Genomic DNA, 25588 nt, shown 5'->3' on the forward strand with positions numbered 1-25588 from the left:
TGCGATTGGCCTCGCATGCACAAGGAACTGCTCGCCCGTGGCATCCGGGTGGGCAGGAAACGTGTGCGCCGCTTGATGCAGCAGCACGGCATCCGGGCCAAGACCCAGCACAAATTTGTGGTGACCACGGACAGCCGCCACAGCCCCGCCGGTGGCCCCGGACCTGGTACAGCGACGTTTCAATCCCGATACACCCGACCAGCTCTGGTGTGGCAACACCACCTACATCGCCACCGACGAAGGTTGGGTGTACCTGGCAGCGGTCATCGACCTGTTCAGCCGCCAGGTGGTGGGCTGGAGCATGCAGGCGCACAACTATTGATCCGGCAGGCTTTATTCGTAAACCTTGCTCGGGCTGAGGTGTCGAAGCCCCTCGACGGGCTCAAGTTGAACGGCATCGGGACTCTGCAATAAACCGTGCCGGATCAATAGGCCGCCGTCAAGGCACTTTGTTCCCCTCATGCAGCTCAAGCCCCCTGTTTCGCATACCAAAGGAATCATCATGAACAAGCTGATCTACCCCCTCGCCGGCGCGCTGATGCTGGGCGCCACCTTGCCGGTCCTGGCCGGCCCTGACTTTCAGGCTATCGAGCAAGGCCGCAAGGCCGGCCAGGAGGCCGAGGCCACGCGCACGCGAGATGCCGCCGAGGCCGCCAAAACCGGCCGTGGCGACTGCCCGCCCCAGCCCTTGATCCTGCCGCTCGACCATGGTCCGCGTGCCTTGACTACGCCCTACCTGAACCAACTGCGCAAGCAGCGCTTCGAGGCGGAGATGAAGGCCTGCAAGGAATGACGCCGAGGAAGCGCCTATTCAGTCGGCCCTGCAAAACTCATCCGCCTGCCCATGCCAGCCGGCCCAACCCATGGAGGAGAAATAAGGCATAAGGCAGAAGACTTACAACCGCTGTGAAATCTCCAGCAATGGCTTGATGCTGGAGCCAAAGCGGCTCATGGACGCGTGGTTCTGCTCCAGTTGGCTGTAAGGCAGATAACGAATCCCGAGTTCCGAAACACGGGAGAATGCCGGTCTTTGGAGTTGCTCCGCCACCTTGGCTCGGCGATTGTCTGGGGCCACCATAAAGAGCGCACATTTTTCTGCAACCGGTGACTTCTGTCTACCCGTGTGGTTGGTCCTCCGTCCTCCGCATTCGTCCCCCGCGCACGTCCACCAACTCGCGCTCCAATTCACGCAGATTCTTAACAACAATGTCATCTGGCTGTCCGGATTCTGTTGGGGTGCGCTCCCTAAGATGAACACATCGCCTCAACGCCCGACCAAGGCATGAGAGATGCAAGTTTCATCCACCTTCCTTAGGAGCTTCAACCATGACCCAAGAACGCCTCTCCCTTTCTTCCATGATCGCAGCCGCAACCGCAGTAGTTGCTCTGGGCCTTCCAGGGATGGCTTCGGCAGCATATGAGCATCCTGCCAACAATGAACAGGGCGTAATCGTTCACCCGGAACACTTCAAGAGCGAGAAAACCCGCGCCCAAGTCAAGGCGGAGACCGAGGCTGCGATGCGGCAAGGACTTCTTTCTTATGGCGAGAGCAACTACCCAATGCCTGTGCCTAATGTGGGCCCAGGGAAAACTCGTCAGCAAGTGATCAACGAAATGCTGAACGAGTCACCTGCCGAACGCTCCGAGCGTCTGCGTCTCTACTCCCCGGGTTGATAGCCCCCAATTGGGGCTCCAGCAGAGCACGTTGAATCCATTCTGTGGGATCGCTGGCGTCGGCCTGACTAACCTCGGGACAGCCCAGGCCGCCGTCCAATTTCCCATGACACCCCACCGCCGCGCACCGTCGCGGCGATCTGCTGTCCCAGCCGCTGCTCAATCACCGGCTTCCACGGCACCAGGCTGAATCCCATCCCGTCATCGAGCATCGCGTAGCGCCTGCTGGCGAGCATCACGCTGCGGCGGTAGATACCGGCCACGCGCTGGCCATCTGCCGCAGGCCGATGCTCCAGCCCGGTTTCGGCGGCAATGTCCTTCCCGGCCTGCGCCACTTCCCGATTGCGCATCACCGTCAGCAGATTGCGCGCCAGGAACACGCGCTGACCGCGCCGCTCGGCCAGCCCCTGTTCGGCCAGGAAATCGGCGCGTTGCAGCATCGCCTGCTTCGCCTCGCCGCCAAACCCCAGGTTGCCCAGCCCCGAGCCGCCGCCGATCAACTGCTGATCCAGCCAGGTAGCCCCAATCACGCGCGCCTGCCGCTCAATGGGCAGGTGCGATTTAAGCTCCACGGCTACGCCGCCCAGGCGTTGCGCATCGTACTGGCGGCCACGCTCGGGCAGGTCGTCGGGTACCTTCCACAGCCCCTCGGCAATACGTTCCACGATGCCGGCCCGGCGCAGGGCTTCCAGCCTGCGAACGTGCGCGGCAACGACTTCGTGCGGATCACGGCCGGCCTGCGCCTGACCTTGGGCAATTGCCAGGTGATGATCGGTTCTGTAGAGCCCATTGCTGGCCAGCGCAGCGATATTGCGATCTGCCGCCCGTACCTCGGCGGAACCACGTACTTCCACCACCGCGCCGGTCGGATAGTTTGCGGGTTCGTCGCGGGCGTTGAGCGCGACGTAGTGCGCCTTGCCGTCCACGCCGTCGATGACCAGATAGCTCCGGTCGCGCAGCTCGTCGGCCAGCCCCTTGGCGGCCACGCGGCCAATGATTGTTCTTCCATCGTCACCCGGCTCGAACACCGCCAGCTCGCGCGGCTGGCCGCCCATGGCCCGCTGCATGGTGCGGATGATGTCGCCACGCTCACCCAGAGCGCGCAAGGTCTTCTCGGCATCGGCATGGGTGGTCCAGGTGCCAGGCTGCGCTTCGTCGGCCAGGCCCAGGCGCTGCAAGCATTGCAAGCGGCCAATCAGCAGCAGACGCTGGCGTTGCAGCTTCGGTTCGTTGAAGCGTCTGACCTGCACGCGACCATCGTCGCCAGCTTCACGTTGCAGCGTGTGATCCAGGCTCGTCCACCGCTCCTGTTCCACCTCCCGCTGCAAGGTCTGCTGGATTTCCAGTTCGGTGCGCGGCCCTAGCCATTCGGTCGCCAGCTCGGCGGCCCGGTGCCGAAAGCCGTGGGCGATGTAGTCGCCCGCGATGATGAGGTCTTTGCCGGTGTCGTCGCGCCCGCGCACGATGAGGTGGGTGTGCGGGTTGTCGGTGTCATCGCCAATGGAGCGTTAAAGACCTCACGCGCCAGGCCGTCACCGCCGCGCTGCAGGACGCAGGCTGCGACGCCTCGCTCCTGCAAGCCGCCTATTTCTCCAATGCCACGCAGGGCCACACGGACGGCCAGCACATGGTACGCGGGCAATTGGCTTTGCGCGCTATGGGCGTACAGGGCATTCCGGTGGTTAACGTGGAAAACGCCTGCGCCAGCGCCAGCACGGCGCTGCACATGGCCGTGCAACATGTGCGCAGTGGCGCCGCCGATATCGTGCTCGCAGTGGGCGCCGAGAAGATGTGCATTGACGACAAGGCCCGCATGTTCGCCGCCTTCGACGGTGCCTGGGACGTGCATGACACCGAAGCCGGTAAAGAGCGCCTGCTGGCCATGGGCCACGGCATCGCACCGCCTCCGGGAAGCCAGTCGCCCCGCCCCTACAGCCTGTTCATGGACGTCTACGCCGCAATGGGCTGCATGCACATGCGTGAATTCGGCACCACGCAGCAGCAGTTCGCGGCGGTGGCCGCCAAGAACCATGGGCACTCCGCGCACAACCCGCTGGCGCAATACCGTGAAGCCATTAGCGTAGAGCAGGTGCTGGCCGCCCCGCCGATCAGCTACCCGCTCACGCTGCCCATGTGTTCACCAGTGAGTGACGGCGCGGCAGCGGCCATCGTTTGCAATGAATCGGGCCTCAAGTGCCTGCAAGGCGATGCCCGCCGTGCCGTGCGCGTGCTGGCCTGCGTGCTGCAGACCGGCAGCGAGCGCGCGTCGAACGACCTCGAAAACCACCTGGTGCGCAAGGCCGCCCACCGGCTCTACGAACAATCCGGCGTGTCGCCCCAAGACGTGGGGGTGGCCGAGGTGCACGACGCCACGGCCATTGGCGAAGTCTTGCAGTCCGAACTGCTGGGCCTAGTTCCCATGGGACACGGCGGCCCGGCGGCCGAACGCGGCGAGACGCGCCTGGGTGGACGCATCCCCATCAACCCCTCAGGAGGGCTCGAAAGCAAAGGCCACCCGATTGGTGCTACCGGGCTGGGCCAGGTGTTTGAGCTGGTGACGCAACTGCGCGGCGAGGCCGGGCCGCGCCAGGCACCGGGCGTGCGCATCGCGCTGGCAGAAAACGGCGGCGGGCTGGCGGGCGTCGAGGAAGCCGTGGCCTGCCTCACGCTGCTGGGCCGCTGAAAAGGAGGTGAAAGGTATGAGCCATTACCCCGACAACATCTTCCCCGGCATGGTCGCCAACCGAGCCGCAGAGTTTCCAGACTTCAAGGTGCTCACCATCGAAGGCGCCGGGGTGCGCCCCGACGAGGTGCGCACTTACCGCCAGCTTTGGGACAACGGACAGCGCATGGCGCAGGCCATGCTCGACCTGGGCATTGCCCCGGGCGAACGCGTGGCCCTGCTCATGGCCAACCACGCCGAGTTCGTCGAGGCCATGGTGGCCGCTGGCATCGTGGGCGCAGCCGTGGTGCCCATCGATCCACGCACCAAAGGCGACAAGCTGCACTTCATGCTGTCCAACAGCCAGTGCAGCGCAGCCATCGCCGCAGACTACGTCCTGCCCCGCCTGCAACCGCTGCGCGAACGACTGCCCGGCCTGCGCTGGGCGATGGCCTTTGCCACCGACGAGGGCGACCGGCCCCTGTCCGACTGGCAGGGCGTTGAGAACTTGGCGGCACGGGCTCCGGCCGATGTGCCCGACCTGCCCCTCCTGACCATCGACCCCGACAGCGCACTGGAGCTGATCTTTACCTCCGGCACCACAGGCGACCCCAAGGGCATCGTGATGACGCACCGGCGGTATTGCCAAACCGTGCGGCTCGGCCCAAGCCTTTTCGGGTACAGCACGGACGACGTGCTGTACTCGGGCCTGTCGCTCACGCACGCCAACGCGCAACTCGTCACGCTCGGGTCGGCACTGGCCTGTCGCCTGCGCTGTGTCCTTTCGCGGCGCTTTACCAAATCGCGCCTGTGGGACATCACGCGCCAGTACGGCGCGACCACGTTCACCTTGCTCGGCGGCATGACCACAGCGGTTTATACCGAACCCCGCAAACCCAACGATGCCGACAACCCGGTGCGCTTCGTTGTCTCCTCCGGCATGCCGGCTGCCATCTGGGGTGAGTTTTCCCAGCGCTTTGGTGTGCAGATCGTGGAGTTCTATGGCGCGGCCGAAGGCGGGATGACCTTCAATCACTTTGGCCAGGGGCCTTTGGGCAGTATTGGCAAACCTCCGCCCTCGCTGCAATATCGCATCGTGGATGAGGCCGGCAACGATGTCCCGCCCGGCCAGCAGGGCGAACTGCTCATGCGCCATGCCAACGGTGCGCCTTTCGTTGTTGAATATTTCGGCAACCCCCAGGCGTCGCAAAGCAAGTGCGCCGGAGGCTGGCTGCGCATGGGCGATGTGGTGCATGCGGACCAAGATGGCTGGCTGTATTTCGACTATCGCCAGGGCAGCGGCATCCGTCGCAACGGCGAATTTATTGCCACCGCATACATCGAGAAGGCGATCGCTGAATCGGGCATGGTCGATGACGTGTACGTCTACGGCATAGCCAGCGCGCAGCTCGCACCAGGAGAAAAGGAAGTCGTCGCCGCCGTTGTCCCCAAGGATGCGGCGACTTTCAACGCGCAGCAACTCTTCGACGTGTGCCGGGAGCACCTGGAGGCCGGCATGTTGCCGGGTTTCATCCAAGTGTTGGCCCAAATTCCCAAGACGGCATCCGAAAAGCCGCAGGACCGCTTCCTGATGGAGGCGTTCGAGCGCGAGCCGCAGAGCGTGCACCGGCGTATGGTGCGGGTTTAAGACTCGGGAGCTCCACCGCTGCAAGGTGGCGGAGATCCTTTCCGTATTGGGTCAACAGTGCAATCCTCGGCTTTGTATGGGTGGATTGCTCAGGCGGAAACCCGCGCCGCCGTAACCGTTGTCTGTTCGGGGTTGATCTTGTCGCCGCAAGGAACTATAAAAAGGACATGTCTACAACCCGCCAAGTTCTCGATGATCCAGTTCTATTGGGGCTGATTCTGACCGCCATAGCTATCAACCTTGCAGTGCTTGGTCTTAAATTGGAGCGACGGCGTGCACATCAGGTGACAGACTGATAGCGGTTAGGTGCAGAGGGTGCTGCTGGGTAATCCTTGACAAGCCCAGGTGCGATTCACCGCACAAATCGATACACTGCTCTACTATGGAAGTAGCACTGGTTATGCCTTCAACGCCTGTATTGATCTACGGGCTCTTTGTCTTGCTCTTCATTCTCATTGCAATCCCCGCGGGGCGAATGATTGATAAGGCCAACAAAGAAACCGACGATTCAATCAGGTTGTTGCTAAAGCGCCGTGACGAGCTACGTCAAATAACTTCAGATAGCGATTATTAATAGGCCGCGCTCAGGTGGTGGCAGCCTGCGCGCAACCCGGTGCCAGTCTTACTTTGAGCGCGTGCGCCAGGGCCCCATGGCGGGCGTGCGCGTTGTTCGCAAGCAGATCTTCGAGTAAGCGACTGGTAGTTTCCCGGTGAATGCGGTTGGGGGTTGGAGGGGGTCTATGGGCATCAGATGACAGGCGTCATGGGTGTTTCATCCGCAGGATCACTTCGCATCTGCCAAGCGTACAAAATCTGCCACGCATATGAGTTCGCTTCCGAGAATGGATCCGACGCGAATCACCAGATCGACAGGCGTGCCCGTGTACTCCGCTCTGTCCAAGGCGCTGGCATCTTCAAGCTTCGGCGGCCGGTCCGGCATTCGCAGAGTGCGAGCAGCCCGCAATTGGGAAGGCAAGCTTGTTCGGTTCAGAAGTTTTAAAGTGAACCCTCTGCGTTCCCGAAAAAGCTTGGCGCGCACGTGAAACAATTCACGACGCCACTCGTATCGAGGCAGCGTCGGAAGCTCCATCTGCCAAGGATCATCTTCGGAAAGATGGCCATTCCAGTGGCGGTGGCGTGCACTGACCAGCGCATTCAGTTGTTTTTTTGTCTTGGGGGCGAAAGCTCCATCCGATAAATCCAGAAATCCCGCTTGCATGCGCTGCGCGAGGGCAATGACAGCCTGCGTGTTGTGAACTGGCAATTCCTGCCATGCGTGCCGCAGGCGCTGCCGGTCTGCGAGCATGTTCTTTTCCCGTGTGCCGAGAGAGTTTTCTTCCGGTACGAAGTCCAGCAGTTGCTGGGGTCGCGGTGCAAGTTCAAGCACCAACACGATCAGAGGCTCCCCCGATTTTTTGTTGCGCAGGCAGTAGCGATAGGTCAGGGTGGTGTACAGCAGAAAGCGGTCTACCTCAACCAGCCTCTCAAGGTCTGAGATCACCGCTTGAGCTCGCTGTCGCAGCTGCATTTCATCAAAAAGGTCAGGCAATCCAGGAATCTCCAACTCCATTACTTTCATTGCCATGAATTGAGTCATTGATACTTGCTCCCTTCGAGGTCAGCAACACGTAGCCACGCCCACGCGGCCAGGAACGCGCAGTGCAGCCCGATGATTGAGTTCGCACTGCCATTTCTATTGCGTAGGGCCCCATCGGAACTTATGACCAGCCAGATGGGAGGGCGGCCATGGCGATGGGTATGGCGCACCTGAGCGAACGAAGCGCCCAGCTGAAATCGCACGGTCTCTTGTGCACGTGCAAGAGCGTCGCTGATCTCACTCTGCCGCTGGTCGGTCGATGACCAGTGCAGGGACATGAGACTGCGGTTGATGCCCGAGTCTGCGAGTAACCCCATGAAACTTTCCCACTCCGATCCAGGGCGCACGGCCAGATGTTGGTCGTCAACGGCACGCTCCCAGTAGCTGGTCGCTCGTTGCAACCGCAAGAATTCAATCTTTCCCATCACATCCGTCAGTTGAAGCCAGCGCCGCTGCGAGAGCCGGGCGAAGTCCGGGCGCATTCCCAGCAAGCGTCCTGATGATTCAAGCAGCGCTTGCATGCCATGGCTGAGGGCATCCAGCATTGAGGGCGTCCTCTTGCCGTGGCGTTCTGCAAAATCTCCGACGGCTTCAACAATCCGGACAACCTGCTGATGGGGCACCGCATGGCGCAGGCCAACTTGTTGCGTCGAGAGACCAGCTGCGATTTCGCGAAGTACTCCCACGACCTGGGCATATGTAAGCGCATGCGACTGCGGCGGCGGCAGCGGATTGGCCGGCACTGTCATTGCGATTGAATCGCTGATGGCAGAAAGAGGAATGCGCAGGGCTACGTCGGTCAGTGATGTTCGAAGAATTTCCGCAGTAAAGCCGCCGCGCCTGGTGGCGCGGCTTGCGCGTTGGCGCAGCGTCTCGGGCGCCTCCCCCGTCCAGGCCGACGTTCCGACATAGTCCAGTGGCAGACGTTCGAGTGCTACGTCGATGGAATGCCTGAGACCAGGCTCGTAGATATGGCAGTAGTGCACGGCAGTTACATGCCCACCGATGTGGCCGACTTCGTTGGCCAATCGATCTAGTGGATTGACTTCATCGTCGTTCTCCTGCAGCAGTATTGCGGCCAGGCGTTGGCTGGCATAGCTGTGGCGAAAGGCATGCAGGCTGATGCTCTCGTCCCCGGTGACTGTTTTAAGCAGCTGATTCAGCCAGAAATACATCCTGCCAGAGTGCGCCAACTCCGTTGGCCGATCTGGTTGCCCAAACAGATAGTCTTCATGGGTGGCAAGTTCTGCCGCACGTCGCGCGAGCCAAGTCCTTACGATCGCCATCGCAGTGATGTCGCGGACCGTCACTCGGCGCCGGCCCTCACGTGACTTCTCTCGGCCGTCACGCAGCTCGCGTGCGATTTCCACCACCAGATGATCCCCTTCGTCAAGAACATTGCCAATGCGCAGCACCAAGAGTTCACCAATGCGCACGGGCGCATTGCCGACAATTTCCAGGGCGGCACCCAGCTGGGCCACAAAGCGGTCTGCTTGTGCATCGCCAGCTAGCCATTCCCGCAGCCGCTCCTTTTCGTGCGGCCAGACCAAGTTGGCACGGACGTTGGCTTCGACCTCGACTTGGAGTAGGCCGGTCGGAAGTGGCGGCACTTGCCACCAGGCACGCAGGAATTGGTGAAGTGCCTTCAGCGCTGCGATGCGGGCGGGACCCATGGTTGCGCTGCCGTTCACTAACTTGCGGAAAATTTCAGCGTAAGTTGTTTCGTTGATGCCATACAACCGAACTTCATTGAGAGCCACATGAAAATCATCGGCCAAAGCGTTCAGGTAGTCCGACGGTGTGGTGGACGCCAGATTTTTCTTGCGCTTGGTACCACGCTCGACGAGGTCCAGGGCAAACGCATGAAGGACGGCACATGCTTCGTCTGCATCGTCTAGGCTGGCGGCCAGTGAATGCAGCCGACGCAGGATCTCTTCACGCTTGCTGACATTTGATCCTTTGGTCGGCGGACGCAGTGCCGCAAGAAGTTGACGGATGAAAGTGGCGCCGCTGCGAACCGAGGCAGGACGCCCAAGAAGGGCGGCTTCAAAGGCGCGTTCGTACACCGGGTAAGAGGTCGTGCCCTGTGGCTCCGGATCGACTTCTTCGGGCAACAGCGCCCGCCTTGTTTGCGCCCGAGCCAGCGCGCTGCGCGGCGTGGCGCTTAAGGGATCTGCACCGCTCACATGGCCGTACAGAACTGGCGGCAGGTGATTCTGCAACCAACCCATGGCAGTTGTGAGGAGCTGTTCCCAGATTGTTTCTAGGGGTGAGACAACACCGCTTTTGAGGGCGCGGGCGCTCAACACGCCCATGAGATGTTCGCGGGCCAACCCATACGGTTGCCACTCCTGTACCCGAGCCAGTGCCAGAGTGGTCCAGACGCTCAGGTGGCGGGCGTCATGACGGGAGCCAATTTTCCAGTCCAACCGCACTGCAGTCTCGAATCTGCGGGCTTGCTGGCAGGCAGCGTATGCGGCTTGCAGTTCGGTGTCGCTGGCGATGCCATCAAATGCAATCAGGCATGCCAGTGTCAGGCCTGCCGGTTCTAGCTCTCGCACGCTCGAGGAGATCACCCAGGACTGAAAGTCCCCGAACTGATGGCTGATGTTGCCGAGATTTTGAGGTTGCAGGAAGTGCATGCGCCGGCTGAGGTCCGGGATGAAAAGCGCACGCTTGAATGAAGATCGGCGCGGTTTTGCCTGATTCATCATTACTCCCTTCGCAACCCAGCCAGGGCTTGGATGCCGACTTCCCGCATGACGACCAGTTGGGTTGCCTCGATGCGACCGAGCGCTTGATGAGGGACGCAGACCTGGGAGTTGGTGTTCCTTTCCAGGCCCACAACTCGATGGCGCATGAAGCTATCAATGTCCCGTGAGCTCAGCCCGCGCTCACGCAGCACGTTTTGCCAGAAGTGTCGGCCGACATTGGGTGGCACCCTGATGGACTCCGGCATCTCCCGCCAGGTGAAATGTGCGCCTGCTGCATGGACCGCCCCGCTGGGGCTGAGTGTCAGAAAAAGCGGACCCGTGCCCTCTACGGCAATACGCAGTCTTTGTGCGAGCAGGAGCCCGTGACGGTCATTAAGCCGTTGCAGACGTTGCACCAGAGCCCTGGCGTGTGCAGCATAGAGGCAAATCTGCTCCCTGACCTGCGCGTTGAGCAGGGCAGGCTGAGCCATGAGTACATCCCCACCCTGCTTGTCGTGCACCACGATTTGATCCTGCCCATATAACAACTCCTCTGCCAGCAGGCGATAACACTGAACTTCGCGTAGTCCAGCGCAAAAGCTGATCAGCGCAGCTGAGTAACGGGTGAAATGAATATGGTGTTCAAGTAGGCGGAGCGCATGTGCGTTTCGTCCTGGCAGAGAAGCTGTGACAGCCTCAGCCAGTGCGGAAAACAAATGCTTGACTCCATCGAGATGCAGGGAGGCGCGCGAGCCGAGAGGTGGCAGTTGTTCAGCCTCCATGGTTGGCATACCCCAGCCCATGCCTCCATAGAGCCTCGTGCAGCCAGTGTGAATCTCCCGGCCCGTCAGACGGGCGTAGTACATACGTGCCGAACCGATCAGGGAAAAGTCTGTGGTTAAGCAGGCGGACACAAGCCGGTCGTTGCCTAGGGCCAGTGAGATGGCGCCGGTGGACTTGCTAGCACGGGCCAGGGAGGCGTGGAGCTTGCAGGACTCGTGTGGAATCAGCGAGTTTCGTGGATCTACCCGCACCCAGTCCACCAAGTCCCCGAGTAGCACCGCTTGCGGATAGATTTGGCTGCGCCGCTGTATCTCCTCTGCCAGAAAGACGGGTAGAGGCAGAACCACGATATCGCCGCTGACTTTAAAAAGGTGTGCAGTCGCCATTGGCGGCTGGGCCCGGTGTGGAAACAGGGTACGCAGATTGAGTAGCAGGCACCCCGTCCGGACGCAGATGCCGAGGATGTTGAATGGTCGGTACCCCGTCACCAATGGCAGGCTTAGCACTAGCAACGGCGGCAAGTTCACAAGCAGCTCCAGTGACTGTATGACTGCGGCACCATCTTTTGCTTCGACCCGTGTGCGCAGCATCGTCGCAGCACGTCGGTAATGCGCGAGAGGGAGGTGACTGTCGTCAATAGCCGCTTGGCGGTGTTTGGGGTTCGGGTAATCAAGACGCCAGCGCAACCTGGCGAGCAAATCCAGTATTGGAGGCCTTGCCGCTGGTCCCCAGCGCCTGCGCGATCCAGGCAGGGTCTATCAACGCGCTGAGCTGCTCGAGGCGATCAGGTACTCGGGGCAGGGTCTCGCGCAAGGCGTTTGCAAGCAGGCTCATCAAGCAAAAAAGGGAACGTGTTGAACACGCTCCCTTTTACTGGATCAAGCCGCCTGCGGGCTTAACTGACTGGCATTGTGCACACGTGCAGGCTTTTTTGTTTTGGGTAGCCATTTCAGCTCAGGCCGCTTAGTTGCTGACATCGCTTCTGCATACCCCGCGGTGCTCGATCAATCCTTTGCAGATTTGACTTGGCGATCCAGCTTCGCAGCAAATTGGAATGTCATTCGCGTGACGTAGGAAAGACAATGGGTTGCGTATTTTTCAGCGTTTTTCCCTCTGCGGTTCTGGCTTTGCACCGCCCGAGGTTCGCTGTAGACATCACTAACTTTGGACAATCTGTTTGAATAACCGGCCTTGCGACGCGCGATTTATTCGGCTCACAAGTGAGTTCCGCATAGGTCAAACGCGGTTGCTTGCGCAGCGGTGGCCCCAAACGAACCGCTCAGCACTACCCAGCTCGTCGCAAAGCTGGCTGACGTAGCGCAAGCCTGCAGCGCAGTAGCGCGTTTGGCGTAGATGGGGCACTTACCCCGCCGTTTAATCTATACGGCGATAGCGACCTTCTCGAATTTCGGTGAAATAGACCTTCCGTATGGTGTCGCCATTGGAATCAAAGACGATTTCCTGCTGCAGACCTTGGTACGGACCACTGCGTGCTACGGCAGCTTTCACGGGCTCCCCCGGTTTTCGGTTTTTCAAGGCTGTGAGTACAACGGTGGCGGCATCGTAGGTCGAAACGGAGCTGTATCCTGGGTTGCGTTGGAACCGTTTGAAGTAAGCGTCGCTGAATTCTTTGAATCGAGGTGATGCGTCGTCGCGGTCGTAGTTCTGTACGATCAACAGGCCCTCGACTACTTCTCCACCCAGGTCGATCAATTGCTCGGTGGCTGCCCATTCGGACGCAGCGATGGGAAGCTTGGGAGCGAGCTTGCGAGCGGCCTGCGCCAAACGCGCAACGTCCAGAGCCCCAGAGATAAAAAGTAGGCCGTCGGGTTTGCTTTGCAGCATCTTGGTCACCACGCCTTCAAAGTCAGCGTCCTTGCTTGACTCGTAGGAAACCTCGGCAGCGACTGAGGCTCCCAGACCTTCCACAGCTGTTCGGAATTCATCCAGCCATGATTGGGTGAAGGAGCGGTTGCGAAGGTCGTAGGCCACCGCAATGCGCTTTTGGCCTCGGCTGTACATCACCTTTGCATAGTCCCCAGCGTTGTCACGCGTGGTGCGGTTGATGCGATACAGGTTGTCATCCTTTCCCTGGAACTCCATCGCGGTGATCGTTGGGCTGATTTGAAAGATGCCTGCTTGTCCGGTGATAGGTACGATCACTGCCGCCATGCCGCTGGTAAACGGGCCCACCACAGCCTCTACTTTGGCGGTAACCAGTTGGTTGGCGGAAGCCTGCGCGGTTTCTTTGCTTTGCGCATCGTCTTTGGCCATGATCTCGACCAATCGTCCGTTGGCCCCTCCCGCCCTGTTGAATTGCTCTACTGCTAGAGTCAATCCGTTCAGTCCGGATTGCCCGTTATCCGAGTTAGGCCCCGAAAGGCCCCCGATGAAACCAATGCGGATAGGTTCGACAGGTTTTTCAGAGCAGGCGGCCAGCACCGCTGCAATCGCAATCAAGAAAGCGGAAACTTTTTTCATGGGCAACCCGATATGTAACAAAATACTTCTACGATAACGCTTTCGTGCTTGCACGTGTCGGTTTGCCCATGAAAAAACTGGATGATCTGTCGGTCTTAGTGCCAGAAAATGAGAACATCACTGGCTTGGGGCACCCACGCCGGTTCGACCGGCGCGGAGCGTGGAACCGCTCCCTGCGGTTCAGGCTGCTAGCTTTGGGAATGATGCCGCTGCTAATGGCATTTCCACTGGTCATGGCAGCACTGAGTATTTTGGGTGGTGATCGGGCCGAAGAGATGCTCTTGTCCAACCTGCGGGGGCAGTTGGGCGCTAGCAGCACCTATCTGGAGCAGACGCGGCGACAAACCGGCCAGCAGCTGGGCCAGCTGGTACGTAGCGAGCGCATACGCACACTCCTCAGCAGCAACAGCGATCCTAAAAATGTGCAGCGTGTGCTGGCTGAGGTGGCTGACAGCAATAATCTGGATTACCTGCTGATCATTGAGGAAAACGGCAGGATAGTTGCAAGCAACTCGGGCCACTCTGCTGGCATGGTGCTGCCTCCGGACTATGTGGTTGAACAGGCTCGGGAGGGCGTCGTCACTTCTGCCTTCGAGCGATTCGAGCCCAGTGTGCTGGAACTGCTGGGCAAAAATCTGCAGAGTCAGGCGATTGCGTCATTGCCAGAGGGTGGCAACCATTCGGCAGAGCGCAGAGGTCTGGCCATACATGCGGCTGCGCACTTTCCTTTGGCGGTAGACGGTCCCAATGCCATGTTGGTAGGCGGTATTTTGCTCAATCGCAATGCGCCCTTGATCGAGCACATGCGAGAGCTTGTCTACCCGGTTGGTACCCTGCCTGACAACACGGAGGGCTTGGTTTTGCTGACGGTGGATGACACCATCATTTCTCTGAGCAGACAACGACGTGAGGGCGGCCGCTTCACAGGTGGACATCTGACTGTGGAGCCCGCTATGGAATTGGCGAAGGGTGAGAAGCAGTGGATGGGACGAACGAGGTTCGGTGATGCCACCTACATGATGGGCATCGATGCAATCCGTGACATTCACGATGGAGAGATCCTGGGCGCAGTGGGGGTGGCGTTTCCCTACGCCCCCTACGAAAGGGCTATCCGGCTGCTGCTGAGTGCCGTTGGCGGCGTACTGGCTGTAACCATGCTGGTGGTGTCTGTCTCCTATTTGGCCGCTGGCAGGGAGATCACCGGGCGTCTTCAGGCGATTGGTCAAGCCATGTCGCGCGTGCGGCAGGGCGACCGCAGCGCTCGCGTCGCTGGTGGGCACCGCCGGGACGAGTTGGAGAAGCTGGCTCGCCACTTCAATGGGTTGTTGGACACGATTGCCCAGCAAGATGCCAGCCAGAAGGTGGCTCAAAAAACCATCGCCGATGAAGCCTCACGTCGTCGGGCGCTGTTCGGGCACGAGCGCGATGGCGTGGTTATTCTCAATGAAGACGGCTCTGTATTTGAGGCCAACCCTAGTGCAGCCCGGATGCTGGGCTACTCAACTGATGAGTTGCGAGGCATGCACGCTTCAGCCTGGGATGCCAAATTCAGTGCTGCCGAGATTGCTGACGAAATCCGTACGACGCGCAATGAGGGTGAATTGCTGGAGACCGTGCACCGACGCAAAGATGGCACCACCTATGCAGCAGAAATCACTACCAGCAATGTGCGGTGGGGTGATCGCACCTTCATCCTGACCAGCCAGCGAGACATTTCTGAGCGCAAAGCCGTAGAGGCTGAGTTGGGTCGTTACCGCATCAATCTGGAGCAGTTGGTCGAGCAGCGCACTCGCGAGCTGAACGACCGTACCGCCCAGTTGGACACCATTTTTGCTCTGAGCCCTGATGGCATGGTGTCTTTTGACCGCCAAGGCCATGTGGCTTCTGTGAATCAGGCGTTCCTGCACCTGACGAAGCTGGACAGTGGCAAGGTTCAAGGCTTGGATGAGCAGGCTTTTGAGGAGGTGTTACGGGCATTATGTCGTGAGCCCCTGTCCTTCTCAGGATTCGAGGGCCTCCGCCGAGGGGGCGGTTCGGGCTCCGAAGGCCCGAGGCCGCTGCTGGAAATGGCGGGGCCAGGTGGGCGTGTGCTTGAACTGCGTCTGAAGTCCTCCGAATCGGCGTTCGTTTCGCAGGTTCTCTACATTCGCGATATCACGCGTGAGACGGAAGTCGACCGCATGAAGAGTGAGTTTCTGACCACTGCAGCCCATGAACTGCGCACCCCGATGGCCAGTATCTACGGCTTCTCCGAACTGCTTTTGCTGCGCAAGTTTTCGGACGAAAAGCGGCAAGAGCTGCTGGAAACCATTGCCAGGCAGGCGACTCGCATGTCCACCATCATCAATGAGCTGCTGGACCTGGCACGCATCGAGGCACGGCAGGGCCAGGATTTTGTGATGGAGACAGTGCCGTTGCAGGACATTGTGCGCCTGGTGGCTGACGACTACAGCCCACCGACAGGGCGTGCTCGGCCCGTCCTGTCTGACTGCGAGGTGCCGGTGTATGTGAAAGCTGACCGTGGCAAGCTGCAACAGGCCATCCTGAATGTGCTGTCGAACGCTTACAAATACTCCCCTGATGGCGGGGACGTGGTCATTGAGTGCCAGCTTCAAGACGATCGCCGGTACGTGGCCATCACCATTCGCGACCAGGGCATGGGCATGTCGCCAGAGCAGTTGCAGCGGGTCTTTGAGCGCTTTTACCGTGCCGATGCCTCAGGTCACATTCCGGGGACGGGGCTGGGCATGAGCATCGTCAAGGAAATCATCGAGATCATGGGCGGCAAGGTCAGCGTGAACAGTGAACCTGCCATGGGCACCGCTGTCACGATCCTTCTGCCTGTGGTCGCTGTTGCCGAGGCGTAGTGCAAGATCAATCAGTTGGGCCTTGACCAAACAGATCGGAGCGTGCCGATTCCGTGATCGCCACCACGCAGGGGTGGCTGATGCGCCGCTCCACTGAAATGGCGAAGAACTCCTCCACCAGTTCGTTTGAACTACCAATGACTTCCACCCCAAACTGGGCTTGGGTCTCTTGCTCCAGAACGGTGGGTGACGTGAAGATACCCCGGCCTTCCCGCCCGAAGGCGTTCATCAGAGCGCTATCGTCGAACTCTCCCACGATGCGAGGCTGCAGGTGGTGTTTGTTGAGCCAGTGGTCGAGTTGCTGGCGCACCGAAGACTGAGGCCCTTGAATGAGCATGGGCGCCCCGTGAAGGCACTGGGGAAAGGCGCCCTGCAATTCTTTTTTGAGAGACGGTGCGCAGAAAAAGCTCATGCTCGATGAACCCAGGGCGTGGTTGAACGCGCGCACGCCGATTTTCTTGGAGGCTGGTTCATCGGCTAGCAGCAGGTCGAGCCGGTGGATGCTGAGTTGCGCCAGCAGCTCGGGGAATTTGCCCTCGTGGCATGTCATGTGCACCTGTTCGTGCATCCCTAGCGCGGGCTCCAGCAAATGGTAAGCCACCGATTTGGCGACCGAGTCGGCCACACCCACCTTGAACTCCAGTGGTTTGGCTTGCCCTCTGGGCAGGCGGATGGATTTTTCAAGCTCATCACTCAGCGCAAAGATCTGCTCTGCGTACCCCAAGGCGATGCGGCCCTCGTTCGTCAATTCCAGCTCGCGTCCGCGTTTGCGAAACAGTTCATGGCCCAGCCATTCCTCCAGCTGGTTGATCTGTCCCGACAAAGTTTGGGGCGTGGTGTGCAATTGCTCACCGGCGCGCATTACACCGCCCGCCTTGGCTGCGGCCCAGAAGTAGCGCAGATGTTTGAAGTTCATGGTGGCAAATTATTTGCGAAAAACGAAGTATTTTGTTGAATAAAACGAATAGACGCGAAGTATTGATTTCTTTAGAGTACAGGGCTGGCAAGGACAACACACCTTGTCTGCGGTATTGCACATTCGTGTTCAGAAGGAGTTGCCATGCGTATTACGACCCGAGGAAAAGTCGCTGTATCGGCCATGACGGACCTGGCCCTGCATCAGAGGATGAAGCCGGTGTCGCTGACGACCATCAGCCAGCGTCAAGGCACATCACTTTCTTACCTGGAACAGTTGTTCAGCGCACTGCGTCGCGCAGGGCTGGTGGAGAGCACGCGTGGGCCAGGGGGCGGCTACACGCTGGCTCGCAAGCCCGAGCAAATCGCTGTGGCGGAAATCATCCTGGCGGTGGAGAACATGGAGGTGGATGACTACCAGCCCCTCACGCCGCCCCAGGTGGCTCAGCTCAAGGCCATGACGGGTGAGCTGTGGGTATCGTTCAATGCCCGGGTGCTGGACTATTTGAAGTCCGTTTCGCTGCGCGACCTCATGACTCAGGCGCAAGCCCAGGGTGTGGTTGCGGCGCCCGAGCAGTCGACTGCTGCACCGCGCAAGGCGCTGGGGGTGGTGCCTGTGAAGCGCCCATTGATGTCACGTCTGCAAATTCCCAATTCGGTATTTGCATTGGGCTCGATGCCGCTGGCCCCCCGGCGCTGAGTTTTCGTCTTTGGAAGTTTGCGGGGGATTGATCCCCTGCGGTGAGCCGCATCTGACCTGCAGACCGCAATGCACAGCCAACGCTGATTCAGCGCTGGCTGTGCATTTGCATCAGCTCAAGGACGGATCCGCCGCCATGTTGTCGAACTTCTTGAAGTACTGACGAGCCATCGCCACCAACTGCGCATCGGTAGGGTGGTCGGCCGCCACGGAATCCACCACAGCGGCAGCGACCGCTGCGTTGTGCTTGCTGCACCAGTCGCGGAACTGGTTGCGAGCCAGGCCGGGGCCGCACAGCAGGACTTCATGGGTGCCTTGCAGTGCTTTGGCGGTGTCAGCAAAGAACGCGCTGGTGTCGTCGTTCTTGCCCTGGTGCTTGTGGTGGCTGCGCGATTTGACGCGCTGGGCTTCCATGTGTTCGCGGTCAAACATCACCACGTGGGCTTCGGAATGGTCCATCCAGACGACGGCGTGAAAAGTGCTCATGGGTCAACTTTCTTGAAGTGAAAAACATCTGCCCGCGCGGGGCAGTTCTTGGAACCGTGGGTTATTTGGCGGGCCGGGCGTGGCGTTCTGCGGCCTCTTGGCAGGGCAGGCAGCGTGCAACCTCGGGGGTTGCCTGCAAGCGGGCCGGCGCAATGTCCTGGCCGCAGTCGGTGCACTCGCCGTAGGTGCCGGCATCCATGCGTTCCAGCGCCGATGCGATGGCGTTGAGCTGTGCCGACTCGTGCTCTTCTATGGCAAATTCGAGTGAGCGTTCGCTGGCCACCTGGGCTCGGGAGTCTTCCGCGTGGCCGAAATGCTCGGCCGCAGCTTCGACCCGGCCCACGTTGCCGCCGCGCTGTTGCGCAATCTGGGCGAGGATGCCGGCTTTGTGATCCAGCAGCTGCTGGCGTAACGATGCGACCTGGGTCTTGTCCATGCGGTCAACTCCTGGAAAGTGATTGAACACCTTCATGGTGCGCCTGCTGGGTGATAGGCGTGTTGACGCAAGTCAATTTTCTGGCGCGTCTCGGCGACCGCCGCTAGCGGACCTGGAATGGTCACTGACTTGGGAGCCGAGGGCTTATTTGCGCCGCGCGAGCATCTCCGCCGTGCTGGTTTTGCGGTCTGCATTGATGCGCTGTACGTGCGGGCGTTCGGCCATGCGGGCCAGGTAGTCGCGCACGGGCAGTTCTGCCAGGTAGTCCCGGCCATAGATGGCCTTGGTGGCTGAGCTGACCAGGGGCAGATGCACGATGGCGGCGCAGTCGGCCATGCTGAAGCTGTCGCCCGCCACGTAGGGGGCAAAAGACGCCAGCTTGGCAAAGGCCGCGATGTTCTTCTCCAGTTGAATGCCCACTTTCTCCCGTGCGGCTTCACTCACCGTGCCACCAAAAAAGGCTTGGGGGTAGAGGTTGCGGGCGACCAGTTCCAGATGCAACTCCATGAAGGTGATCAGTTCGCGCACTTTGGCGGCCGCGAACGCCTGGGCGGGGACGAGGGCCGGAGTGGGGTAGGCGGCCTCGATGTAGTCAGCAATCACTGCGGATTCGCAAAGCGGGCCTTCGGGGGTGAGCAGATAGGGCACCTTGCCCAAGGGTGAAGCTGTCAGATCGGTCTGGCCCACCCAGGCAAGCTGCTCCTGAAAGGGCACGCCTTTTTCAAACAGCGCAAGCTTGACCTTGTTGTAGTAATTGCTGGCAGAAAAGCCGCAGAGCGTCAGCATGGGGTGGTCTCCTGAAGGTTGTAAAAAAATGGGGCGCGAGTGTTTCCACATCCTAGAAGCCCGTGCGCAAAGCGGGCGTCGCGGAGTTGACCTGGGTCATGAAGCGAAAAGGTCTATCCCGCCCTGCGCAGGGGGCGCCTACAATTCCGCCACATGCCACCCTTGCCCCTGCAAACCCTTCGCAGCCTTCGATGGCTCGCCCGCCTCGTGTTGGCGTGGTTTGTGTTGTCGATAGGGGTTGCCGTGGCGTCGCCCTTGGTTCACCCCAAGCCGGTGGAGTTGATCTGCCTGGGCTCGGGGGCCGTCAAGCTGGTGGTCAAGACAGACGATGGCGCGCAAGACATGCCCAGCCACACGCTGGACTGCCCGTTGTGCGTACACGTAGGCGCACCGCCGCCCATATCGCAGACCCGGCTGCCAGAGGTGCATCCACTGGCGCACGCGTTGCTTCCTATCCCCGCTGCGCACATTGCGGCCCGCACGGCGGCGCCGCTGCCGCCACGCGGCCCTCCGGTCATTTCTTGATTTGCTATTGATTTAATAGCTGCTGGCGCTTGCCTATAAAGCGCTAGAGGCCTATTTGACTCAATAGCAAAGGCGCTGTCTGCTTTGGCTGCAGATGCTTGGCGCTGGGTTGGCCCCGCTGGTTCGCGCCCCTGGCGTTACCGGCACCTGTGCTGCCTCTGCTGCGATAGCGCTCCATCCCCTGTTCCTTGCCCCGCGTGTTGGGCACAGACCAAAGCCTATGTGGCAAGTCTGGCCCGCAGTTCTCCATCCTGCTTTTGTCTGCTTGTTTTTTAGGAGTGATTCCATGTTTTTGATTCGTAACCCCCTGGCCCGCCACCTGACTGCTACCTTTGTCCTGACCTGCGCACTGAGTGGTGGCGTCTGGGCGCAAGCCGCCAACGTGAAGGTGGAAGGCGCCTGGGCGCGCGCCACCGTGCAGGGCCAAAAGGGCACTGGCGCGTTCATGAAGATCACCGCGCCTGAAGGCGCGAAACTGGTCGGTGCCTCGTCGCCCGCCGCTGGCGTGACGGAAGTGCACGAGATGAAGATGGAAGGCGACGTGATGAAGATGCGCGCCATGCCCTTCCTCGATCTGCCTGCCGGCAAGACGGTGGAACTCAAGCCCGGTGGCTACCACATCATGCTGCTGGACCTGAAGGCCCCCCTGGCCAAGGACACCACCGTGCCCGTGAAGCTGACCTTCAAGGACGCCAAGGGCGTGGAAAGCACCCAGGAGCTGACCCTGCCCGTGGCCACTTCGGCCCCTGGCACGCCTGCCATGCCCGCAGCCGGTGCTGCGGGCCACGGGCATGGCCACGGCGCTGCCAAGCACTGAAGTCACCCTGGGGCCTCGGGTGATGCAACCCCGCACCGCCGCTGTGGCGGCGCGCTGCGGGGCACTCCCATCGCCAGCGGCCACGGGTTGGAGTAAGCTGCCTTGCGACCTGCTCAGGGGCATTCGGGCCGACATGCGTGCGGCGCTGAAGGGCTCCTTGGCGGGACTCCCACTTCCTTCTTTTCCTGCAAGGCGGCCATGAGCGACACATCCCACTTCAGTTTTGGCAAATTCGTCCCCGGCTTTGATTTTCTGCAAAGCCTGGCCAAGGGGGCTGCCAGTGGCATTCCGCAAATGCCGCAACTCTCGCACTGGGTGGCGCCCACCCTCAGTGTGGAAGAGCTGGAAAAGCGCATTGATGAACTCAAGGCCGTGCAGTTCTGGCTGGAGCAAAACTCCCGCGCGCTGGCCGCCACCATCCAGGCCCTGGAAGTGCAAAAGATGACCCTGGCGACCCTCAAGGGCATGAACGTGAGCATGGGCGACGTGGCCAATGCCTTCAAGTTCCAGGGCAGTGACGCGGTGATGCAGGGCATGCAAAAAGCGGCCGATGCCTTCAGCAGTGCGGCACGGCCTGCCGCGCCGCAGGCGGCTGCCCCCGCGCCGACCCCTCCGGCACCGGCTCCAGCCCCTGCGCCAGCTCCTGCACCCAGCCCCGCCCCGGCACCCGAGGCCGCTGCCGATGCCCCCAAGGCGGAAGCCCCTCGCAGCCCTGGCGTGGTGGACCCACTGCACTGGTGGGGCGCGCTGACCACCCAGTTCCAGGAGATTGCCGCCAACGCATTGAAAGACGCCAACCACCACGGCAACCCCCTGGGCGCCACGCAGCACCTGGCCAAAGATGCGTTGAAGAAGGCCACCGACATGGCCAGCCACCTGGCGGCCCAGGGTGTGCAAAGCCTGCAGGAAGTGGCCCGCGCCGCGCAGGCCGCCAAACCTGCCGCGGCCCCACGCAAGGCGCCGTCTCGCTCCGCTGCGGCACCCAAAACCGCCCCCGCCAAATCTGCTGGCAGCAAGCGCGCGGCGCCTGCACCGGCGGGCAAGTCAGGCCGTGCTTCCGCCAAAGCGCCCGCCGCCCGCAAAACTGTAGCCAAGAAGGCGCCTGCTAAAAAGGCTCCCGCCAAGTCATCGCGCCAGCGGTGAGGGGGGAGTAGGCACACCCACCGCAGGTGGCGCGATGGCCGCATTTCTGCGTGGTCAAGCGGGCCGGGGCCTGCCAGCTTTGCCCCGGCGCGCTAAAGTGGGTGGACTATGACTCTTTTTCCTACTGGCCATGCCACCCATCCCCAGTGGCGCATGGCGGCGGCGCTGGTTCTCGCGCAGCTGCGCGCTCAAATGGCGCTGCCCGCCTATGCCGCGGCGCCCACGCTGGGTTTGCTGTACATCACCGACCACTACGCCCATGACGCGCGTGAACTACTCGACTATCTGGCCAGCGAGCTTCCCGAGGTGACCGACTGGAGCGGCACCGTGGGGGTGGGCGTGTCTGCCAACAACGCCGAGTATTTTGATGAACCGGCCCTGTCGGTGATGCTGCTGGACGTTCCCGCTGACCAATACCGCGTGTTCTCGGGCGTGGCGCCGCTGCCGCGCCACCCCGCCAGCGGCTTTGTCGCTCAGACCGCCTTGGTCCACGCCGATGGGCACACGCCCGACCTGGCCGAGCTGCTGCAGGAAATGGCCGACCGCACCGAAACCGGCTACCTGTTTGGTGGCCTCAGTGCCAGCCGCACCGCCAACGTGCAGTTTGCCGTGGGCGGCAACGGCAACATGGCCGGGCAAGGCGCAGCCAGTGGGGTGTTCGACGGCGGCTTGTCGGGCGTGGCCTTTGGGCCCCAGGTGCCGCTGCTGTCGCGCGTCACGCAGGGCTGCCAGCCGGTGGGCCCGCTGCACACCATCACGGCAGCCAATGACAACGTGGTGCTGGAGCTGGACCATGAACCCGCCCTGGATGTGCTGCTCGATACCCTGCAGGTGACGCTGGACGGCGACCCCCAACCCGCCTTGCGCCGCGTGCGCGCCACCTTGGCCGGGCTGGTGGATGCCGGCGCGCAGCCCCTGGGGCGCCAGCGCACGGGCCACTTTGGTACCGACACGCGGGTGCGGCACATCATTGGACTGGATGGCGCGCGGCGCGGCGTGGCGCTGGCTGAGCATGTGCAGCCCGGTATGCATCTGGCTTTTTGCCAGCGCAACGTGACTGCTGCGCGGGCCGACCTGATGCGCATCTGCGCCGAAATTCGGGAAGAGCTCTCGCCCCAGGACATGGAGCCCGCGCCAGCCGCAGAACGCAGTGCCCAGGCGCAAGGCGCCGCAGCCCCGGCGCCCGGCACAGGTGCCATGACCAGCCCTGCTGGTGCTGCGCAGGGCCGCACCATCCGGGGCGCTATTTATGTGAGCTGCTCGGGGCGGGGTGGGCCGCACTTTGGTGGGCCGAGCGCTGAGCTGCAAATCGTGCGGCACGCCCTGGGCGATGTGCCCCTGGTGGGTTTTTTTGCAGGCGGCGAAATCGCGCACCAGCAGCTGTATGGCTACACCGGTGTGCTCACGGTGTTTACCGATGCGTGAGGCGGCTGAGCCCAGCTAAGAGCGGCTAACAAAACTCAGCGAAGCGGTTCTGGCTAGGCGCTGTGTCGTCGGCAGTACGAGCAGTACGACAAGACACAGCAACGACGCCAGAAGAGTTTTGTTAGCCGCTCTAAACCAGCTGGCAGCCTGCTTCAGCCCCCTTCGGTTGGCAGGCCCTCGGCGTCCCACTCGGGCAGGCCGCCGCGCATCCAGTAAACGTTGCGAAAGCCTTTGTCGGCAGCCACCTTCGCGGCCTTGTAAGACTTCCAGCATTCCGCCCCGTTGCAAGAGAAGATCAGGGCCTTGCTGCGGTCCAGCGTTTCCAGGGCCTTGAAGTCGTCCTGCTCGGGGTTGAAGGCCACGTCCTTCAGGCTCTTTTCGCCGTAGGCTGCCCACACCGCGCCGCGAATGCGCTTGGCGCGGTATTCCTTTTCGGTGCGGGTTTCCACCACCACGGCGCCCTGGCCCTGCAGTTCCACCACATCCTTGGCGCTCACCCGCTTCACGCCCGGCAGGCTGGTGGGGGTGAACAGCCCGAGTTCCGCCACTTTCTGGTATTCCTGCATTTCGGGGCGCAGGCCCGTGGGTGCCAGGCCTGTACCGCTGGATGCGGTGCTGAGCCACTGCGAAAGCTTGCCGCGCACCTCGCTGGGCAGTTCCTTGCGCACCACGGCGCTGAAGCCGCCGGGCACCGGGCGCGAGGTGGCCAGCACCTTGGCCGCACCGGGGAACGTGGCCGACCACTGGGCCCATTCTTCCGCCCGCACCACGGTCGCGTCGGTGGTGCCCAGGGTGAGCGCACTCAGCCCGGCTTGCGGGTATTTTTCGTGGCGCACGCTCTTGAGGTCTTTGAACGACAGACCTGCCTCGTTCAGCATGCCGCGCCCCATGTAGCTGTAGACCGAGTCCTGCTGCGGCAGGTACAGGCGCTTGCCCTTGAGGGCGCCCACCGATTCGATCTGGGGCAGTCCCACCAGCACATAGTGGTCAGACTTCTGGCTGCACCCCACCAGTTCGTAGCCCCGCTGCAATGCCGACGCAGCCACCTGGGGCGGGCCGATGAAGATGTCGTAGCCCCCGCTGCGCGTGGCGCGCATGGCGTCGGCCAGGTCTTCGGTGGTGGTCACCGTCACGGTCTGGCCGCTGGCTTTGGACAAGCCCGCCTCCAGCGCACTGCGCAGGATGGAGTTCCCGGCTTTCTTCTCGGTCGGCTCCACCGCGACGATGGCGGTGAGCTGCGCGTGTGCCATGCCGCCCGCCAGTGCGCTGATCCACAAAGCGCCCCACACGAGACGATGGATGGTGCCTGGGTGCATGGTCTTTCCCTTCGAAGTGGTTGCTGGTGGGCCGTGCTGCGCTGCGGTGCGTGAGGCCACGCAGAGCATGGTGGATTTTTGTTAAGTAAGTATTAAGGCAATGCTGAACAAGTAACGTCATATCCATCGCACAGCCATTTGAATGCCAAATGGCCCGCAAAGATACTGTGCTTTGCCCCACAGGGCCTGTTTCGGGAGCCTTTGAGCCCCCTTCGGACCCTTACGGGCGCACCTGTCCCTGCAGGCGCCCTCGGGCAAGGTAGATATTGGCCAGCGCCAAGGCCGTGAACGCACGCGTGGCGTTCTTTTGCAGCCCGCGATAGCGCACCTTGGTGAATCCCCACAGGCGCTTTACCACCGCAAAGACATGCTCGACCCGAGCGCGCACCCGTGACTTGTTGCGGTTCTTGGCCCGCTGAACTTCGTCCACCTCGCCCGCACGGCGGGTGCGCTGGTTGGTGAAGTCCTTGGCCCTGGGGGCTTTGCTCGCTATCAGTGTTTTCTGGCTGGCATAGGCCGAGTCGCCGTACACGCGTCGCTCATTGCCATGCAGCAGATCGGGCAGTGGGTGTTTGTCGTGCACGTTGGCCGCCGTCACCACGGCGCTGTGCGCCAGCCCGCTTTGGCTGTCCAC

The 25588-nt window shown here is 61.4% G+C and carries 19 protein-coding genes and 4 pseudogenes; 11 read left to right on the forward strand and 12 right to left on the reverse strand.

What is annotated here, in order from left to right; translation table 11 throughout:
• Positions 1-6: 6 nt before the first annotated feature.
• Both IHV84_RS12660 and IHV84_RS12665 read left to right on the forward strand, forming a co-directional pair.
• Positions 7-313: pseudogene (locus tag IHV84_RS12660) on the forward strand (IS3 family transposase); the annotation flags it as partial.
• A gap of 189 nt (positions 314-502) precedes the next feature.
• On the forward strand, positions 503-793 hold the full coding sequence (locus IHV84_RS12665) for a hypothetical protein (protein ID WP_067511907.1): 291 nt from the start codon (positions 503-505) through the stop codon (positions 791-793).
• 102 nt (positions 794-895) lie between these two features.
• Here the strand turns inward: IHV84_RS12665 and IHV84_RS20810 are convergent.
• Positions 896-1102 (reverse strand): annotated as a pseudogene (locus tag IHV84_RS20810) (type II restriction endonuclease); the annotation flags it as partial.
• 224 nt (positions 1103-1326) lie between these two features.
• Here IHV84_RS20810 and IHV84_RS12670 point away from each other — a divergent pair.
• Positions 1327-1674, forward strand: coding sequence for a DUF4148 domain-containing protein (locus IHV84_RS12670; RefSeq protein ID WP_198847123.1), 348 nt, complete (start codon positions 1327-1329; stop codon positions 1672-1674).
• A gap of 68 nt (positions 1675-1742) precedes the next feature.
• On the opposite strand, the pseudogene IHV84_RS12675 reads toward IHV84_RS12670, so the two are convergent.
• Positions 1743-3167 (reverse strand): annotated as a pseudogene (locus tag IHV84_RS12675) (DUF3363 domain-containing protein); the annotation flags it as partial.
• Between the two features lie 11 nt (positions 3168-3178).
• Between IHV84_RS12675 and IHV84_RS12680 the strand changes: the two are divergent.
• Both IHV84_RS12680 and IHV84_RS12685 read left to right on the forward strand, forming a co-directional pair.
• Positions 3179-4357 (forward strand): annotated as a pseudogene (locus IHV84_RS12680) (thiolase family protein); the annotation flags it as partial.
• Positions 4358-4373: 16 nt separating this feature from the next.
• Positions 4374-5984, forward strand: coding sequence for an AMP-binding protein (locus IHV84_RS12685; RefSeq protein WP_198847124.1), 1611 nt, complete (start codon positions 4374-4376; stop codon positions 5982-5984).
• 784 nt (positions 5985-6768) lie between these two features.
• Here the strand turns inward: IHV84_RS12685 and IHV84_RS12690 are convergent.
• The 4 genes from IHV84_RS12690 to IHV84_RS12705 form a co-directional block, all read right to left on the reverse strand.
• Entirely contained in the window at positions 6769-7569 is an 801-nt protein-coding gene (locus IHV84_RS12690; protein WP_142083199.1) for a hypothetical protein, read from the reverse strand.
• 8 nt (positions 7570-7577) lie between these two features.
• Positions 7578-10292, reverse strand: coding sequence for a tyrosine-type recombinase/integrase (locus IHV84_RS12695; protein ID WP_198847125.1), 2715 nt, complete (start codon positions 10290-10292; stop codon positions 7578-7580).
• Between the two features lie 2 nt (positions 10293-10294).
• Complete coding sequence (locus tag IHV84_RS12700) at positions 10295-11647, reverse strand: hypothetical protein (protein ID WP_198847126.1); 1353 nt, start codon at positions 11645-11647, stop codon at positions 10295-10297.
• Between the two features lie 784 nt (positions 11648-12431).
• Positions 12432-13538, reverse strand: coding sequence for an ABC transporter substrate-binding protein (locus tag IHV84_RS12705; protein WP_198847127.1), 1107 nt, complete (start codon positions 13536-13538; stop codon positions 12432-12434).
• A 68-nt stretch (positions 13539-13606) separates the two neighbouring features.
• Between IHV84_RS12705 and IHV84_RS12710 the strand changes: the two genes are divergently transcribed.
• Positions 13607-16405 carry an ATP-binding protein gene (locus IHV84_RS12710; protein WP_198847128.1) on the forward strand — a complete coding sequence of 933 codons (2799 nt, stop codon included), beginning with the start codon at positions 13607-13609 and terminating at the stop codon, positions 16403-16405.
• A 7-nt stretch (positions 16406-16412) separates the two neighbouring features.
• Here the strand turns inward: IHV84_RS12710 and nhaR are convergent, their stop codons facing one another.
• Positions 16413-17321: a transcriptional activator NhaR gene (gene nhaR, locus IHV84_RS12715; protein WP_198847129.1), complete on the reverse strand. Its 909-nt coding sequence runs from the start codon at positions 17319-17321 to the stop codon at positions 16413-16415.
• Between the two features lie 144 nt (positions 17322-17465).
• Between nhaR and IHV84_RS12720 the strand changes: the two genes are divergently transcribed.
• Positions 17466-18020, forward strand: coding sequence for an Rrf2 family transcriptional regulator (locus IHV84_RS12720; RefSeq protein WP_198847130.1), 555 nt, complete (start codon positions 17466-17468; stop codon positions 18018-18020).
• 111 nt (positions 18021-18131) lie between these two features.
• Here the strand turns inward: IHV84_RS12720 and IHV84_RS12725 are convergent, their stop codons facing one another.
• From IHV84_RS12725 to IHV84_RS12735, 3 genes are all read right to left on the reverse strand, one after another.
• Positions 18132-18506 carry a hypothetical protein gene (locus tag IHV84_RS12725; RefSeq protein WP_198847131.1) on the reverse strand — a complete coding sequence of 125 codons (375 nt, stop codon included), beginning with the start codon at positions 18504-18506 and terminating at the stop codon, positions 18132-18134.
• Positions 18507-18567: 61 nt separating this feature from the next.
• Positions 18568-18942: a TraR/DksA family transcriptional regulator gene (locus IHV84_RS12730; RefSeq protein WP_142083255.1), complete on the reverse strand. Its 375-nt coding sequence runs from the start codon at positions 18940-18942 to the stop codon at positions 18568-18570.
• Between the two features lie 144 nt (positions 18943-19086).
• Positions 19087-19728: a glutathione S-transferase gene (locus IHV84_RS12735; RefSeq protein WP_198847132.1), complete on the reverse strand. Its 642-nt coding sequence runs from the start codon at positions 19726-19728 to the stop codon at positions 19087-19089.
• Between the two features lie 153 nt (positions 19729-19881).
• Between IHV84_RS12735 and IHV84_RS12740 the strand changes: the two genes are divergently transcribed.
• From IHV84_RS12740 to IHV84_RS12755, 4 genes are all read left to right on the forward strand, one after another.
• Positions 19882-20253: a DUF2946 domain-containing protein gene (locus tag IHV84_RS12740; protein ID WP_198847133.1), complete on the forward strand. Its 372-nt coding sequence runs from the start codon at positions 19882-19884 to the stop codon at positions 20251-20253.
• Positions 20254-20539: 286 nt separating this feature from the next.
• Positions 20540-21070, forward strand: coding sequence for a copper chaperone PCu(A)C (locus IHV84_RS12745; RefSeq protein ID WP_198847134.1), 531 nt, complete (start codon positions 20540-20542; stop codon positions 21068-21070).
• 198 nt (positions 21071-21268) lie between these two features.
• Entirely contained in the window at positions 21269-22213 is a 945-nt protein-coding gene (locus tag IHV84_RS12750) for a PhaM family polyhydroxyalkanoate granule multifunctional regulatory protein (RefSeq protein WP_198847135.1), read from the forward strand.
• A gap of 108 nt (positions 22214-22321) precedes the next feature.
• Positions 22322-23638 (forward strand): FIST N-terminal domain-containing protein, encoded by a 1317-nt coding sequence (locus tag IHV84_RS12755; RefSeq protein ID WP_198847136.1) that lies wholly within the window; start codon positions 22322-22324, stop codon positions 23636-23638.
• A 152-nt stretch (positions 23639-23790) separates the two neighbouring features.
• Here the strand turns inward: IHV84_RS12755 and IHV84_RS12760 are convergent, their stop codons facing one another.
• Together IHV84_RS12760 and IHV84_RS12765 are read right to left on the reverse strand one after the other, a co-directional pair.
• Entirely contained in the window at positions 23791-24954 is a 1164-nt protein-coding gene (locus tag IHV84_RS12760) for a PhnD/SsuA/transferrin family substrate-binding protein (protein ID WP_198847137.1), read from the reverse strand.
• Positions 24955-25174: 220 nt separating this feature from the next.
• Positions 25175-25588 (reverse strand): transposase (locus tag IHV84_RS12765; RefSeq protein ID WP_198847138.1); only part of this gene is annotated, 414 nt, incomplete at its 5' end.

The sequence above is a fragment of the Acidovorax sp. IB03 genome, assembly GCF_016406015.1.
GTDB classification, from domain to species: domain Bacteria; phylum Pseudomonadota; class Gammaproteobacteria; order Burkholderiales; family Burkholderiaceae_C; genus Acidovorax; species Acidovorax temperans.